The organism is Bacillus sp. TH19 (genome assembly GCF_016651075.1).
Lineage (GTDB): Bacteria > Bacillota > Bacilli > Bacillales > Bacillaceae_G > Bacillus_A > Bacillus_A mycoides.
The window spans coordinates 1-13,540 of record NZ_JAEKEO010000006.1; the positions used below are offsets into that span (position 1 = coordinate 1).

Annotated in this window: 21 protein-coding genes and 1 pseudogene; 5 read left to right on the forward strand and 17 right to left on the reverse strand. The window is 32.2% G+C overall.

Annotation, left to right across the window (positions count from 1 at the left end; genetic code table 11):
* From JFU54_RS03315 to JFU54_RS03325, 3 genes and pseudogenes are all read left to right on the forward strand, one after another.
* Positions 1–183, forward strand: a pseudogene (locus JFU54_RS03315) (hypothetical protein); the annotation flags it as partial.
* Complete coding sequence (gene hfq / locus JFU54_RS03320; RefSeq protein WP_170956888.1) at positions 183–368, forward strand: RNA chaperone Hfq; 186 nt, start codon at positions 183–185, stop codon at positions 366–368. The pseudogene JFU54_RS03315 and the gene hfq, both read left to right, overlap by 1 nt.
* 235 nt (positions 369–603) lie before the next feature.
* On the forward strand, positions 604–774 hold the full coding sequence (locus JFU54_RS03325; RefSeq protein WP_207192593.1) for an aspartyl-phosphate phosphatase Spo0E family protein: 171 nt from the start codon (positions 604–606) through the stop codon (positions 772–774).
* A gap of 589 nt (positions 775–1,363) precedes the next feature.
* Here JFU54_RS03325 and JFU54_RS03330 read toward each other — a convergent pair.
* The 15 genes from JFU54_RS03330 to JFU54_RS03400 all read right to left on the reverse strand — a co-directional run bounded on the left by JFU54_RS03330 (position 1,364) and on the right by JFU54_RS03400 (position 7,505).
* Entirely contained in the window at positions 1,364–1,720 is a 357-nt protein-coding gene (locus tag JFU54_RS03330) for a hypothetical protein (RefSeq protein WP_000902062.1), read from the reverse strand.
* Between the two features lie 49 nt (positions 1,721–1,769).
* Positions 1,770–2,273, reverse strand: a complete 504-nt coding sequence (locus JFU54_RS03335; RefSeq protein WP_201063790.1) for a hypothetical protein — start codon at positions 2,271–2,273, stop codon at positions 1,770–1,772.
* 94 nt (positions 2,274–2,367) lie between these two features.
* Positions 2,368–2,511, reverse strand: coding sequence for a hypothetical protein (locus tag JFU54_RS03340; protein WP_000690451.1), 144 nt, complete (start codon positions 2,509–2,511; stop codon positions 2,368–2,370).
* Positions 2,512–2,526: 15 nt separating this feature from the next.
* Positions 2,527–2,745, reverse strand: coding sequence for a hypothetical protein (locus JFU54_RS03345; RefSeq protein WP_201063743.1), 219 nt, complete (start codon positions 2,743–2,745; stop codon positions 2,527–2,529).
* Between the two features lie 173 nt (positions 2,746–2,918).
* Entirely contained in the window at positions 2,919–3,158 is a 240-nt protein-coding gene (locus JFU54_RS03350; protein ID WP_000809621.1) for a DUF3961 domain-containing protein, read from the reverse strand.
* A gap of 89 nt (positions 3,159–3,247) precedes the next feature.
* On the reverse strand, positions 3,248–3,484 hold the full coding sequence (locus JFU54_RS03355; RefSeq protein ID WP_016127997.1) for a helix-turn-helix domain-containing protein: 237 nt from the start codon (positions 3,482–3,484) through the stop codon (positions 3,248–3,250).
* Between the two features lie 285 nt (positions 3,485–3,769).
* Positions 3,770–4,441, reverse strand: coding sequence for an NAD(+)--dinitrogen-reductase ADP-D-ribosyltransferase (locus tag JFU54_RS03360; protein ID WP_201063744.1), 672 nt, complete (start codon positions 4,439–4,441; stop codon positions 3,770–3,772).
* A 62-nt stretch (positions 4,442–4,503) separates the two neighbouring features.
* Positions 4,504–4,881, reverse strand: coding sequence for a hypothetical protein (locus tag JFU54_RS03365; protein WP_201063745.1), 378 nt, complete (start codon positions 4,879–4,881; stop codon positions 4,504–4,506).
* A 13-nt stretch (positions 4,882–4,894) separates the two neighbouring features.
* A complete protein-coding gene (locus JFU54_RS03370; RefSeq protein ID WP_201063746.1) occupies positions 4,895–5,329 on the reverse strand; it encodes a NucA/NucB deoxyribonuclease domain-containing protein in 435 nt (144 codons plus the stop codon).
* Between the two features lie 28 nt (positions 5,330–5,357).
* Positions 5,358–5,789, reverse strand: a complete 432-nt coding sequence (locus JFU54_RS03375; RefSeq protein ID WP_201063748.1) for a hypothetical protein — start codon at positions 5,787–5,789, stop codon at positions 5,358–5,360.
* A gap of 64 nt (positions 5,790–5,853) precedes the next feature.
* Positions 5,854–6,024 carry a hypothetical protein gene (locus JFU54_RS03380; RefSeq protein ID WP_242489413.1) on the reverse strand — a complete coding sequence of 57 codons (171 nt, stop codon included), beginning with the start codon at positions 6,022–6,024 and terminating at the stop codon, positions 5,854–5,856.
* A 118-nt stretch (positions 6,025–6,142) separates the two neighbouring features.
* Positions 6,143–6,394: a hypothetical protein gene (locus tag JFU54_RS03385; protein ID WP_201063752.1), complete on the reverse strand. Its 252-nt coding sequence runs from the start codon at positions 6,392–6,394 to the stop codon at positions 6,143–6,145.
* Between the two features lie 37 nt (positions 6,395–6,431).
* Positions 6,432–6,680 (reverse strand): YueH family protein, encoded by a 249-nt coding sequence (locus tag JFU54_RS03390; protein ID WP_201063754.1) that lies wholly within the window; start codon positions 6,678–6,680, stop codon positions 6,432–6,434.
* Between the two features lie 25 nt (positions 6,681–6,705).
* Positions 6,706–6,909 (reverse strand): hypothetical protein, encoded by a 204-nt coding sequence (locus JFU54_RS03395; RefSeq protein ID WP_201063755.1) that lies wholly within the window; start codon positions 6,907–6,909, stop codon positions 6,706–6,708.
* A 23-nt stretch (positions 6,910–6,932) separates the two neighbouring features.
* A complete protein-coding gene (locus JFU54_RS03400; RefSeq protein WP_201063756.1) occupies positions 6,933–7,505 on the reverse strand; it encodes a tyrosine-type recombinase/integrase in 573 nt (190 codons plus the stop codon).
* Positions 7,506–7,945: 440 nt separating this feature from the next.
* On the opposite strand from JFU54_RS03400, the gene JFU54_RS03405 reads away from it, so the two are divergent.
* A complete protein-coding gene (locus JFU54_RS03405) occupies positions 7,946–8,353 on the forward strand; it encodes a hypothetical protein (RefSeq protein ID WP_201039303.1) in 408 nt (135 codons plus the stop codon).
* A gap of 57 nt (positions 8,354–8,410) precedes the next feature.
* Complete coding sequence (locus JFU54_RS03410; RefSeq protein ID WP_201063757.1) at positions 8,411–9,454, forward strand: hypothetical protein; 1,044 nt, start codon at positions 8,411–8,413, stop codon at positions 9,452–9,454.
* A 161-nt stretch (positions 9,455–9,615) separates the two neighbouring features.
* On the opposite strand, the gene JFU54_RS03415 is transcribed toward JFU54_RS03410, so the two are convergent.
* Both JFU54_RS03415 and JFU54_RS03420 read right to left on the reverse strand, forming a co-directional pair.
* Positions 9,616–10,488, reverse strand: a complete 873-nt coding sequence (locus tag JFU54_RS03415; protein WP_483862123.1) for an Rpn family recombination-promoting nuclease/putative transposase — start codon at positions 10,486–10,488, stop codon at positions 9,616–9,618.
* 830 nt (positions 10,489–11,318) lie between these two features.
* Positions 11,319–13,433: a phosphatidylinositol-specific phospholipase C domain-containing protein gene (locus JFU54_RS03420; protein ID WP_201063758.1), complete on the reverse strand. Its 2,115-nt coding sequence runs from the start codon at positions 13,431–13,433 to the stop codon at positions 11,319–11,321.
* Positions 13,434–13,540 lie beyond the last annotated feature (107 nt).

The window sequence follows — 13,540 nt, forward strand, 5'->3', positions numbered from 1 at the left end:
TATGGTGTAGGAGAAATCACTTTAGATGAAATGATTCAAAAACTACACAAAAACCTTTCTCTATTTCACGAATTATCAAAGGTTGAATATTGCCCAACGGTTGAGCTAACAGTAAAAGAATATGTATTCTTAGAAGCTATGAACCGTTCCGAAAAAGGAGAGGAGTTGCAACCATCTAAATGATGCATACACAAGAAAAATTTTATGAGAAGTTAATAGAAGAGAAAAAAGAAGTAACGATTTTTCTAATAAACGGTGTCAGAGTACCTGGGAAAATTATCGCTGTTGATAAATTTTCGGTACTAGTTTTAAGCAATGGAAAGCAAATGTTCCTTTATAAACAAGCGATTTCGACTGTTTCTTTATAGAATAACGAACTTTCAAAATCTTACAATTATAACCTTTTTATCCTTTTTAAGGCATATCCACTTCAAAAATTCCCATACATAATGTACTCTTAGATATAAGAGTTAGTTTTTTTCCTTTAGGGCAAGGCTGGTTTCAGCCTTGTTTTTTGTTTGCAATTTTTTGGATACAATTTTTTCGAGATTCTATGTATAAAGGAGTTTAAAGAAAAAGGTGGATATGCGATTACTACATGACATGATTGAAGATCAAAAAAAAGAATTGAGCTATCTTGTAAAAAAATATGGATTTAGCCATAAAAAAGTAATTGATTTTAGTCAAAAATTAGACCTTTTAATTTATGAAGCAATGGGAAAATATCGATTAAATCAAAAAATGATGATAAAAAAAGAATCCTTAATTCAATAAGGATTCATAACGGGAAGATAAGAGACAGATATAGAAATAAAAAGAATTAATCATATTATAATTCAAAAATATGAAAAACCATATTGAGAAAAAATGTTAGATTGAATTTTCTGATTAATTATGTTAAAATAAAAAAAGAGTTGTAATAACAAGCTATCGTTAACCCCTTACACGAAAAAGATTGGTAAATATCCAATCTTTTTTTCATGTAAATAGGCTCTCATGCAAGAAAAGCACGAGAGCCTATTTACATTCGGGAACTGCCTTTTATTATTATAAAGAAAAAATCCATATAAAACCAATAGGTTTTTCTATTTTAAGACGCTACATTTTCTATATTCTATGGTAAAATTAGTGATTGAGGGCACAATTTTTCAAGAAAAAAAGGCAAACAATATAAATACTTTCTGAAAGTGTTCAATTCAAGTTCAACAAAAAGCATTTGTTATTCTATAGCAAATGCTTTTTGACAAATGACCTTCTTTTTTATAACATAAAAAAGGAATTGAGTGTCCAGACTCAATTCCTTTGATGAAATCATTTGCCAACGAATACCTGGTAAAAGAATCCTTTGTTATGAAGGGTTCTTTTACTTTGTTTGTAACATGAAATGTAATACTGTATATGCCATTTTTCTTGTTGAACATCCTCGTTTAAGTGCTAATTGTTGTAGTAGCTTTAGTTGAAATGGTGATAATTCAATTTCTACAAAATGCTGATAAGCATGAGATTGTTTAACAGGGATATCCTCCATATAAATATATTCTAATCCCTCTGTTACTAGCTCCGATGCAATGTGATCTAAACTTTCGTTATACAATGCGAACTCTTCCAATTTTTCATACAAATATGGTTCTAATGAAATTAATAACTTCTTATTATTTCTTCGGAATTTCTGTTTTTGGCCTTTCCAGTAATTTTGCTCTTGCATAACTGCATGTAACATTTTAATTCCCCCTATTTATAATTTGTATTTCTCCCTTAAAATCAAATCCCTACTTCTTGTTTCTTACAGTATCAACAGCGGCTAAACAAGCGGCTATCCCAAGACGCTTTTCGCTATATATTTTCTTGTTTACTGTTAGGTACCAGCACCCATTTTCTTTTACGCTCAATAGATCGTCATATTGCCGCCCTAATTTTTCAAGAATAAAAGTGGATTCCTCAACAGGATTGAAATATTCAATCGGCATTCTAATAAATGATGTACTATTCTTACCCCAATATGTACCGCATTTTTCTAGCCCCAAAAACTCTTTTGCAATGACATAATCTAGCCTTTCTGTTGCAACAGATAAATCATGATACGGTATCCACCAATTAGAATCACTCATGGCCACAAACTCTTTTGCAATACTGTTGTATAGGATTTGACAAATACTAATACCCTCAAAATCATCTTGCGTGACAACAAAATCAGACTGTCTTAATTTGTGCCCGTTTTTATCTGTTGTACCGATTTCAAATTCTTCACTTTTCAACAATTGGACTGTTTTCATCATATTAAATTCCCCCTTTATTTCTTACATGAACATGCTAAAATATTTTTGAAGGCATCTTATTTCTTGTGCCCTTCACCAATACGATCACTCATCACACTTCCCCTTTCTGTTGCTTTATAGCAATGGAAAGGGACTGTTTTGTAAAGCGGCTTTTACTCTCTTGCATAGCATTTTGAAGCAATTTCAACTTTGTTTCTTTGCAAAGAACTCTCCATACAGATACACCGATTTTCATTTTCTTTCCTCCCTTTTATAGTTCTTCTCCACACTCATGACAAACCGTTATAGATTCATCTATTCCTTTGATTTCGATTGTTTGATTATCTACATGCGTACAAGAAATTTCTTTGTCTTCTATCTGTTTTTTCATGTGAATTACAACTTCTTCAATGCAGTAATAACATAGTCTTCCTAACGCAAATCCTTCCGCGGCACTCTCTCCGCACGCTCTACATTTGTAATCTTCCATGTGATTGCTCCTTTCTTTCGTAAAGGACTAATTCACTAAGCTGACAGCAATCAACGCACTAATTAAGATCAAACCAATAAATTGCATGGTACTCTTTAATGATTGGATCAATGTTTTATCTCCTTTCTAGAGGGATTGTTTTAAAAATAGCCTTTCTTCCATATGGGTTCCCCCTAAAATCCATATAGGATACCAGAAAATAAGTAGGTGAAAAGCATCATAAAAATGGAGGTTGCAAAGAAACCATAAAACCAAATCTGATCGGAAACATTTTCTTCAATACCAAAATAACGATTTAACTTTTTGTAATTTTCTGAAATGGATGAGTAAAATTTTTTGAGGAACTTAAATTTAAGGTGAGGTTGTGTTAAAATAGGCTCACCAGACGTAATTTTAATAAGGATTTGTTTCATAGCCATTCTTCCTTTCTTAAATTATGATTCTGTATTAGAGAAAGATGTTTTTGAGCTGGCAGGCTAGGGAACATCTTTCTTTTAAAATATTAGTTTTTTCTTTCTCCAAACCACTTTATCATTGCTTCAGAAGTAATAATCCATTCTTTTCTCTTTCCATTCGGCTTAATAAAGCATTTAATTAATCCCTGTTGAATCATTACTTCTCTTTCTTGATCCGCTTTTTTAGAAATTCCCTCTTGTAACTTGTTCCTTAAAGTTGAATCAGGTATCTTCCAATAGAATGCGGCTTCACTTGGTGTCATGTAGTTATCAATTGCTTTCATAATTGTTTTCCCTCCACAATACTTTTGCTATAATATTTGTAGAAGGATTGAAGGGAATTGACAGGCTCCCTATAATAAATCCTAAATTCATTTCAAAGCCATTTATCACATTGATAATGGCTTATTTTATTATTTACCCTCCTTCTTTAAGTTTTTCTATAACTCAATTATAGGACTTATAAGTCCTATAATCAACTACTTTTTGTTTTATTATTTCGTATTTTTTCGACAAATAAAAAAGCCCTATGAATGTAGGGCTTTTAATATATGAAAAATTACACAAGGTTAAAATGATTCTTCGGCTTCTCTTATTCTTTTGCCTCTTTCATTTGTATAAGTGACTTCTTTAATCTCCAAAAACCCTTCTTTATTAAAAACAATCACTTCTCTTTCCACATGTAAACCTAAGGAAAAAGCATAATCTTCCTCTATTACTTCTTTCATAGGACATAAATTCTCATAAAACAAGATACTTTTAATTGGAACTTCTACTGCAACTTGAACCTCTTTACAATAACGATTAGGATCAATAGTAAACGAAGATAACATATTAGTTTTTATTTTAGATGAGTCTTTATAAAAATAATCTAGCTCATTTCGATTTAACCCCCGATATAGTAATACATTGTTTGTTTTAAACTCTGTTTTAAGTTTTTCTTGTGTTACATTATATAACCGAGCAATTTCCATTTTCATTTCTTGTTCAATCATTTTATAACCTGGTTTATTTTTGATTTTGTTAATAATGTGTTCTCGATAACCAAATGTTACGTTAAATGGAACCTCAAAAATAGAGCATACCATTTCAGTTAGTAAAAATTTTGCTTCCTGTTCATCATTACTGCCACCAACCCATGAAGATATGTTTTCGAACAGCCCCTTTAATTCAGGCCAATCGCCAAACAGTAAGTAATCCAAATATTTATTTTTAATATGCAGTCTTTGATTTAATTCCATTTTGATTTCCCTCTCCTTTTTTCATTTGTTTTTTTATAAGAAATAAGATAGCTCTTTATTAATTAATCACAGCTGGAACTTCCAGCATCACTAGAAGAAGAATCGCCACAATTACTTGATGAATTATCATGATGTGAGTGGAATGTAGATGTAGTTACAACAGGTGATATATAGGCTGAATTATCATCTGTATAAGTAGAAGATTTTGCGGATTTCTTACGTTGTTTACTCTTAAATGGTGGTGACTCATTGTAACAAACTTCATCATATCGATTTTCAAATGCATCTTTTCGTAATTCTCTAAGTTGAGCCTTTTTACTTTCCTGTCTTTCCTCTATTTGTTGAGCCTTTTTTTCTAAAAAACGATATAAAAGTCTTATAAAGCGCCATAACAGGAATGTAACTATAACGAAAATACAAGACAGTTTTATAATTGTCATAGCCCTAACCCCTTTATTTCACAACAATTTTCACTTTCGCTCCGTCTGGTAATTTCTCCATTTTATTACCTATATATGAGCCTGCGCCGCGATTGTCAGCTGGTTTTATATGTTTAATATCAGCTCCTTTACCGCCTTCAAGACAAACGGCCATAGGATATTCATCCCGATCATATCCTTTTTTCGTTGGAACATTTGCTAATGACTGTTTTCTCCTTTCCGGGGCTCCATCTCGATCGATTGTACAAATATCTGTTTTACCGTTTGCAATCGCATCTTTAATATGTGCCGCTGTTTCTGGATACTTATTCGATGGCAACTCTATCACTTGTGCAATATTTTGTGATCCATTTGCTTGTTTGGCTTGATTCGAATTTTGAATTGTGGAACATCCTGTAAATAATAACCCTACCGTTAAAAAATTGCTTATAACCCCTTTGAATTTCATTGTACTCCCCCTTTTTATTGTTGAATAATTAAGAATTTAAAATGCGAATAAACCCTATATTTTCAACATACTCAAAACCCCGTTGTTTCAAGTCATGTTCAATCTCATTCCTATTTTCTTTACCCTCAATTTCAGATATCAATTCAAACTCACACACCGGTATAAATCCTTCTTGTTCTTTGAACATGGCATTAAGTATTTCTAACTCTATTTTTGAAAAATCACTTTTATTTAGTAATTTATCGGTAAGTTTTGATGTTAACAATTTATGAAATTCTAATTTTTCATTACTTACTCTAAATGTCCTTATATTCTCTTTCAGCATCCATTTTAAACCGTCTTCCATACCTTCAAATTTTTCAATCAAAAATTCAATTTCACTATCTGATAATTTTTTAGTATCTTCAATAGGAAATGTTGGTTTGGATACAGGCTTAAATATTTTATTAAAAAATTTCATTTCTACACCTCTTTCATGCTCTTAATTTTATATGATATATTGCCTCTTCAAATACAATTTTGTTTTAAATAGAATCAAATAGCTTAATCATAAAATAAGTGATCACTGCAGATATAGGTAATGAACATACAGCAAGAACAACAAGTACACCAGGTTGTTCTTTTTCAAAATAAAAATCTTTTATTGTCATATAAATAGCAAAGGTCAACAAAATGTACACACAAACAACCAACAATATGATTTCTCCCATAAATTTGTTCACTCCCCTTTAAGGGTCTTAATTCCCGCATCTTTTCACCCTTACTTTTTTAACAATAAGCCATTTAAAATAACGATCCTATCTTAAAAACTGCTTATTGAATTGCCCTTTTACTTCTATGATACTTCTTATATATTTTTTGCGTATCATTGGTAACAGCTATACTGACTATAATTACTATAGCTAAGTACCCCATGTATTTAAAACCTGTATACCCTACAATAACTATACCTCCAATAATAAGAAGTATAGTCGTAAGAAAAGAAATGATAAAAATACGTTCGTACTTTTTAGACTTCCTTCCCCGTTCTTTTTCTTCGAGTATTTTTTGATTCTCAATAGACATTTCGCATTACTCCTTTTCTTTCAAAATAACGCTTTGGTTAAATTTCACTAAGAGCAAAGTCATAAAATACATCTGCAACATTCTCCACAAGATGATAAGAAACATACTTCTCCAATGCTTTCATTAACATAGGCTTTTCATCTTTAAAATCAATCGTATAATCCATTAAAAAACTCCAATTCCATGATGGAATTGCAATCAAACAACTATGTTTCATCTCATGTTCGCAAAAATAAACTGTTGGTGATCCACATTCTTTTAATGCTTCAAACTCAACACACTTCATCCGTAATCCCTCCATTCTTTATTACTTAATTTACAAATACCGTCTTATAATTTTTCTCTTTCCGTCCTCCATGCTTATCCCCACATTTCGGACAATAGGGACCATCATTTTTCTTTTTACAATCTCTTACGTCCCCTCTTGGCAACGGAAAAACAAATTGACACATCTCACAAGTGAATTTTTTCTTTGGTAAAGCATTTAGTAAAAAATTAATAACTACATCCACCATAAACAATATCCTCCTTTTCGTTCTTACAACGTAAAGTCTTCCATTGTCTTTCGAATCTCGTCGGCTTCTACACCTATATATTGTAACGTTTGCCCTTGTGTCGCATGACCAAATAATTTCATTAAATAGTAGACGTCTTTCTTTCTCTGGTAATAGTGATATCCAAACGTTTTTCTCATACTATGTGTTCCCCATTGTTCCGAATCAATACCGCAAGCCTCGGCCGCCTTATGCAAGAAAGTATGTGCCATTTGTCTTGTAATGGGTTTATCTCCTTGACGACTTGGAAATAGCCAATCAGAATCAGCTCGATTACTTGTGTACTTTGCAATTTCTTGTTGTAAGACTGAATTGAAATACACTTCTACCGTTGTATCTGTTTTTTCCATTTTAATTTTCATGACATCTTTTCCACGAACATCTTTTACACGTAATCGCAAAATATCACTAATACGTAAACCTGTATTAATTCCAAAGTAAAATAAAAAGTAATTTCGATATGAGGAATTTTGTAATAACCAATCTTTCATCTCTTCAATTTTTTCTAATGAACGAATTGGCTCTTTTGATCCAGGTTTTCGTCCTCCTTTCGCCATAAAACACGACCTCCTAATACGATGCTGTTGCCTATAATATGTAAAACTTACTTTAACTATAACTTTATTTTGTTAAACTGACAATCTTTTTCTTTTCATTTTATAGCGGAAAAAACCAGTAATACCATAGAAAAACGCATGATATCACTGGTTCTTATGAGTTTAACATTTTGTATCTTTTGTAAAACTCATATTTTTTAAATTGGTATGCCTATTTGTACATTAACTTAGATTTTTTTACTTCTCTTATATTAAACCCAAGAAAAAAATTATAAATTGTAGTAAAACTTACTTAATTGTATCCAGGCTATTGGCTTTTTCTCTATAAATCTATATATGAATATTGATTGGAATTATTTAACAATAATGTTGAATAATTCTTTCTATGTTATAAAATTAAAAAGAACTAGTTCAAAAAAATGAAAAGGAGAAAAAATATTATGAAGAAGAAATTCAGTTTCATTTTTATTATTGCTACGTTTTTATTAACAACAGTCAATGTATTTGGAGGACAAACAGCTAAAGCGGATACGATAACCCGTTACGGTAAGATAAGTAATTATACGCCTTACAAACCAGGGGCTGACGGAAAGTGGATGACGGATAATGATTGCGCTGTTGACTCGAGTGAGGCATATATTAGAAAGGGCACCAAAATTGTAGTAACGAACTTAGATAAAGGGAAATCTAGAGTTCTTGAGAAATGGGATTATGGCGAGTTTAAAAAATTTGGTGTTATAGTGGATGTACTTCCTAATACATTTGTGGCATTAGGGGGAAAACTAAGTGATGGTCAGATTAAGAATGGTCGAACTGAAAGATCCGGTGGAATAGCAATAACCGAATAATTTTCGAAAAAATCCGGATATAATACTTTATATCTGGATTTTTTTAGGGGGGATATAATGAAGAAAACCATAGTTTTTTCATTAATAGCTGTATCTTTGTGTGTCATACTTAGTTACAAATTCCTTACATCTGGGAGTGTTGTTGTTAATAAAAATGATACACCTTCTCAAAAATTATACATAAACCTATTTGAACCTAAGCTTCTTACAAATACATTTTATGAATATGATCCAACGTTACAAGAAAACACAGTATTATTAAGGAAAAAGATACCAGATTATACTACTTTTTCTTATTCAAAACTCCATAACAAATTGTACTTTGCTGATAAAGCTGAAGACGGTACAATGCAATTGTTTGTTAAGGACTTACAAAAAAATCAAATAAGGCAATTGACTAAGGAATTAGGTAATGTAGATCTTATACAAATAGATAACAAACAAACAACGGTTTTCATGAGAGTTTTATTAAAAGATGAGTATCGTAATTTTCATATTGCCACTTATAATATTGAAAAGGATAAGTTAGAAATATGGGAAAAAGACGATAAGGATAAAAGTATTTTGGATTTTGATTACAATCCCAATAATAATAAATTAGTTATAGTTTCCTTTTCTGAGGCTGAAGATAAAAAGAAGCTTGAAGAAGCAAATGAAAAGCAAATCACAATGCGTCCAGCTAAATACAGTTTAGATATTTATAATGTGGATGGAAATAAAGAAAAACATGTTAGCTTAGTGGAAAAATTTATTAGCGGGGCTTCATTTGCCGATGATGAAAGTTCAGTGATATTCAGTTATGATGAAAATTTGACCAACCCTACTTCCCATGTTGCAGAAATAAATTTGAATTCCAAAAAAATAAAGCCACTATTTGACGATACGGAAAAACACTTTAAAATAAGAGCGTTAAAGTATAGTGAAAAAAGTGAAGGTTTCTTTTTTTTATCAAGTCTTTATGATAGTAAAAAAGATTATAATACATTGGGGTCCCCAAAGGAAAGTGTGCTTTCTTATTATGATATTAAGAAAAAAACAGTCAAAGATATATGGCATACTGATAAAGGAGTAATCGTTAATTATTCAATGGAGATAAAATGAATGTGAAATATTAATTGAATTCTAAAACAAGTAACTAAGAAAACAGTCGATTTCTTGATCCAGGAACAGGAATTTATATTCCTTCGAACATTAATTATACTCCTGGTAGCGGTGGCCACTAAAAAATAACACCTACATTGTAGGTGTTATTTTTTAATCATTTAGACTTGTAAAATGTTTCGTATTTCTTCTATCCTTAAATTCGTAAACTTTGCAATATCTTCTATTGGCATTCCGTTTTTGTGCATACCACGTATCAGTTGCATTTTCCCTTTTTCAATCCCTTTTTGTTCTGCATGAGCAAATTTTGCGGCCTCATCCATCAGAACTTTTTCCCTTGCTTCATATGCTTGTCGGAAAGAAGAATCTTGACTCATACGTTCCCATTTATTTATTGCTTTTTGTAAAATCGGGTCTTGGTTCATCGCAATATCCTCCAATGTTTGGGTTAATTTTTCATCCTCATTCGCTGGAAGTAATAACAACCAACGAACAAATGAATCTTCCCAGGGATTTACTTGTTCATTCCGCCACTGTTGCATGAGTTTTGGAATCTCCACAATGTGAACTTCGATATCACTACTCAATATCTTTTGCTGTTGTTGATTCCATAGGATTCCTGTTGTATGGAATGCCTCGTATTCAGGAAACATAACGAAATTCAACAAATTAATCGTAATTGTTTTATGAAGAGAACTATATGGCATTCCTTTTTGAAGTTGGGATGTGTATAGTCTTCCCCAGTAATATAAACTTCGTTTAATCATATCATGATTATTATTTAGCTGTATTTCTACATTTACCTTTGTTCCCATATCTAATGTTGCGGAAATATCTAAAATCGATAATTTATCCTCTTCATGTTCTCGATGCAAGTGTGGGTCTTCTAATTGCAAGGAAACAATAGGGGATTCTAAAGAACCTTGTAACATGGCATTTAAAAAAGCAATTAGAATATCTTCATTTCCACTTGTGCCAAATAATTGTTTAAAAGCAAAATCAATGCGTAAATTCACTAATTGTTGGTTGGACATGGGTTTTCCTCTCCCCATCTCATAAGATGTTTTTCTTTCATTGTACATAAAAGAGTGATACGCATGCAAACAAGCTCTTACGTAAATATACATAAGAGCTTGTTTATAGCGTTTGTTGCATAGAATGAACAATTTTTGATTGTAAGAAAAACTTGAATTTATTATACAATACAATTAATTCAACAAATATTTTCGGATATTAGACAAATTTATCAAATTATTGAATATTTTGTAAAAAATAATCCCTAAACTATACCAACTAATGTATGATGAATATAAGGGATACAAGACTAGCTATGAAATACATAATATCTCGACTTTTTATATTATAAAAAAATATGAATGAGAGAATGATAGTATGTTGAAAAAGAAACTAGGTAAATTAGGTGTAGGAGCTTTAGCATTGGGTGTTTTAATCCCTTCAACTTCCGCTTTTGCAGAAGAACCAAAACACTTCCTGCTAATGGTGTAAATTATGAACAGACAAATTTATCACACACACAAGTCAGCGAAGATTTTAAAATTGAAATTTATGATAAAGATCAAAATTTAGTTAAAGTCTATAATAAAGAAGAACTGGCTCAATTCAATCCACAGCTTTCGTCTACGCCTCTAATTGGGTCTCAAAATAATACAATTAATCCTTTAGCATTAAAAACAACTTCTTTTGGTAGTGCATCATTCAGTGATTATGTATGGATTAAAAGTGGGGTATCATTCAAAAAACCTCAAAGTGTTGCTGTAGAAACAAGTGAATATGTTCAAGGCTTGGCGGTCACTCACCAGAACCTAAACAAGAACTGAGCAGTGTTTGCTCAGTTCTTGTTTTGTTAATTTTGTAAAGTTTGGAATTTCACTTTAAAAGTCCCATTCCCTGAATATCCACCTGGATTAGCAATATACAGCCTACTTTTAGCTGCACCTGAAGGAACTGTTACGATAGAACCATGTTTAACATTTGACCAAATTGTAGGATCTGTATCAGCTGGTCTATCCTCCATCACTCTGAATGTAAGTGCTATTGCACCAGCCCCTTCTATCGAAACTTGAACTCTTGTGCCGTCAGCAAGATGCCCCAATGAGAAATTACCACCGGATCTATTATTTTGACCAGGTTGTGGTCTGTACAAAGAATCAATTTGTCCTTCTAATTTTTCGTTTCGTTGAATCAACTTGAATATTTGGTTTTGTGCCCCTTGTACCTGTCCCCATACATTGATGTTCGTGCCATTTGCAGTTCCTCCACCAGTTACGTCTAATACCGTTTTACTGGCTTTGTTTTCTAAATACAGGTATCCATTCCCAGCTCGTTTTAAAATCCAATAAGCTTCATCATACGTCCCCATAGAAGGTGAAGTATACACGTTGATTGAATCCCGAGTCCAAGTTAATGCTTCATCTATTTTCCATGCACTTTTAAGTTGATATGCTTTTTTATTGGAATCATATACCAAATTCCATTGTCCATTCAGTTCCCTGTTCGTATGCCCCCATAGAACTACATTGTACCTATTATTTGAAAGTGATGTCTGCATAGCCACTTCACTGCTATTGTTTAAAGCGGAAATAATTCTATATTTGCCATCAGGTATTCTTACTTCTTCGCCTTCCTGTTCATCTACAGTTAGCGTTTGACTTTTAAGTAGCGTTAGATTGCTTCCATTCTTTACAAAAACATCAATCTTATCACCCGTAAATAGGATTAAATTTTCAAATCTAAGATCGTGTCCCACATCCGTTTTATCCCAATAACTATAATAAGGATTTCCGTTAACGACTTCACCGATATATTCGCCGTTTCGATATACTACATAATGATTACGTAAATATGCATCCCCACCGAATCCAACACGTAAGCCTGTAGACCCTTTTGGCGTTATGTAGCGAATATCTCCAGTATTGTGTCTTTCATTCAACCGAATGACACGATCAATTAACCCTTTACCAGGGAAATCTGCGGCGATGATTCCCGTATGATTCAACCCGAGTTTAGAAATCCACTCAGTTGTTAAAATATTGGTTCCCCCATAAAGTTTTGCGTAACCATAGAAATCCTTTGGATAATCGGGCCACTTATCAGTGGGGTGTGTGGTAATTACTTTACCCACTCCAGCAGTAGGACTCTCATATCCACTTGCTACAAAATAAGGCGCAGCTCCCTTTGTGAAAAATTTCCAAGTTCCGTTACCGCTTAAATAATTTAAATACTTTGCTTGCCCATTATTTGCATTTGCACTTTGTAAATGTTGTTTTACTGCAGTCCATTTCGCATACATCGCATCAGCGTCATCATCTACATCAAACTGGTCTTGCCTTTGTATACTACTATACGGAATACCCAATCTTTTTCCGTCTGTTGGAAAATTTGAAAATACTATGATTTTTCCTCTCACTTCATTTAGCGTCGGATTATCCGATATACCTTTCCAAAAATAATTACTATAGCTAGCGTTGTTATAATAGCTATCTTCAAAAATTTGAGCCCACGTTTTTGTCGTGCTTACGTCTGTACATTTTCCTGTACCAGGTCCATCACACTCATTTTTCACTCGCATAAATACTGTCTCTCCTGGATTTGTTCTTAAAAATGCAGTGATTTTATCTAAAATATCGCCACTAAAACTTGCATTTTGATTAACAGATCCATGATAAGCCCTAAAGAGAGTATTCGATTCTTTTCGTAAACGAATATCCAAATATCGAATACCAGAATTTAATTGTGTGTTCAAATCCATTGTTTGCGTTTTAATATAGTCATCGGGATATAGTCCTCCACCACCATATCGTGACATGGAATTATGGGTTCCAGGTATAGACAGTTCACTTATTTTTACATTCCCACTAATTTTATTCATCCAATTTGGATTCGAATAACCAATATTAGAATCATGAGAATACCCTTTTTCATTATTCGCAATTTCAATATCGTTTACATTTGATTCCATATTATATTACCTTCCTCTACTTAATTATTATTCATTTCCCTAATACTGATGATACACAATAATCATAGATTAATAACTTTTTATTTAGAATATTCACAATACGAATA

What these genes read in the sequence shown, in the direction of transcription:
- hfq (WP_170956888.1), top strand. Translation starts at nt 183, where the DNA reads ATGCATACACAAGAAAAATTTTATGAGAAGTTAATAGAAGAGAAAAAA.
- JFU54_RS03325 (WP_207192593.1), top strand. Translation starts at nt 604, where the DNA reads ATGATTGAAGATCAAAAAAAAGAATTGAGCTATCTTGTAAAAAAATAT.
- JFU54_RS03330 (WP_000902062.1), bottom strand. Translation starts at nt 1,720, where the DNA reads ATGTTACATGCAGTTATGCAAGAGCAAAATTACTGGAAAGGCCAAAAA.
- JFU54_RS03335 (WP_201063790.1), bottom strand. Translation starts at nt 2,273, where the DNA reads ATGAAAACAGTCCAATTGTTGAAAAGTGAAGAATTTGAAATCGGTACA.
- JFU54_RS03340 (WP_000690451.1), bottom strand. Translation starts at nt 2,511, where the DNA reads ATGAAAATCGGTGTATCTGTATGGAGAGTTCTTTGCAAAGAAACAAAG.
- JFU54_RS03345 (WP_201063743.1), bottom strand. Translation starts at nt 2,745, where the DNA reads ATGGAAGATTACAAATGTAGAGCGTGCGGAGAGAGTGCCGCGGAAGGA.
- JFU54_RS03350 (WP_000809621.1), bottom strand. Translation starts at nt 3,158, where the DNA reads ATGAAACAAATCCTTATTAAAATTACGTCTGGTGAGCCTATTTTAACA.
- JFU54_RS03355 (WP_016127997.1), bottom strand. Translation starts at nt 3,484, where the DNA reads ATGAAAGCAATTGATAACTACATGACACCAAGTGAAGCCGCATTCTAT.
- JFU54_RS03360 (WP_201063744.1), bottom strand. Translation starts at nt 4,441, where the DNA reads ATGGAATTAAATCAAAGACTGCATATTAAAAATAAATATTTGGATTAC.
- JFU54_RS03365 (WP_201063745.1), bottom strand. Translation starts at nt 4,881, where the DNA reads ATGACAATTATAAAACTGTCTTGTATTTTCGTTATAGTTACATTCCTG.
- JFU54_RS03370 (WP_201063746.1), bottom strand. Translation starts at nt 5,329, where the DNA reads ATGAAATTCAAAGGGGTTATAAGCAATTTTTTAACGGTAGGGTTATTA.
- JFU54_RS03375 (WP_201063748.1), bottom strand. Translation starts at nt 5,789, where the DNA reads ATGAAATTTTTTAATAAAATATTTAAGCCTGTATCCAAACCAACATTT.
- JFU54_RS03385 (WP_201063752.1), bottom strand. Translation starts at nt 6,394, where the DNA reads ATGTCTATTGAGAATCAAAAAATACTCGAAGAAAAAGAACGGGGAAGG.
- JFU54_RS03390 (WP_201063754.1), bottom strand. Translation starts at nt 6,680, where the DNA reads ATGAAGTGTGTTGAGTTTGAAGCATTAAAAGAATGTGGATCACCAACA.
- JFU54_RS03395 (WP_201063755.1), bottom strand. Translation starts at nt 6,909, where the DNA reads ATGGTGGATGTAGTTATTAATTTTTTACTAAATGCTTTACCAAAGAAA.
- JFU54_RS03400 (WP_201063756.1), bottom strand. Translation starts at nt 7,505, where the DNA reads ATGGCGAAAGGAGGACGAAAACCTGGATCAAAAGAGCCAATTCGTTCA.
- JFU54_RS03405 (WP_201039303.1), top strand. Translation starts at nt 7,946, where the DNA reads ATGAAGAAGAAATTCAGTTTCATTTTTATTATTGCTACGTTTTTATTA.
- JFU54_RS03410 (WP_201063757.1), top strand. Translation starts at nt 8,411, where the DNA reads ATGAAGAAAACCATAGTTTTTTCATTAATAGCTGTATCTTTGTGTGTC.
- JFU54_RS03415 (WP_483862123.1), bottom strand. Translation starts at nt 10,488, where the DNA reads ATGTCCAACCAACAATTAGTGAATTTACGCATTGATTTTGCTTTTAAA.
- JFU54_RS03420 (WP_201063758.1), bottom strand. Translation starts at nt 13,433, where the DNA reads ATGGAATCAAATGTAAACGATATTGAAATTGCGAATAATGAAAAAGGG.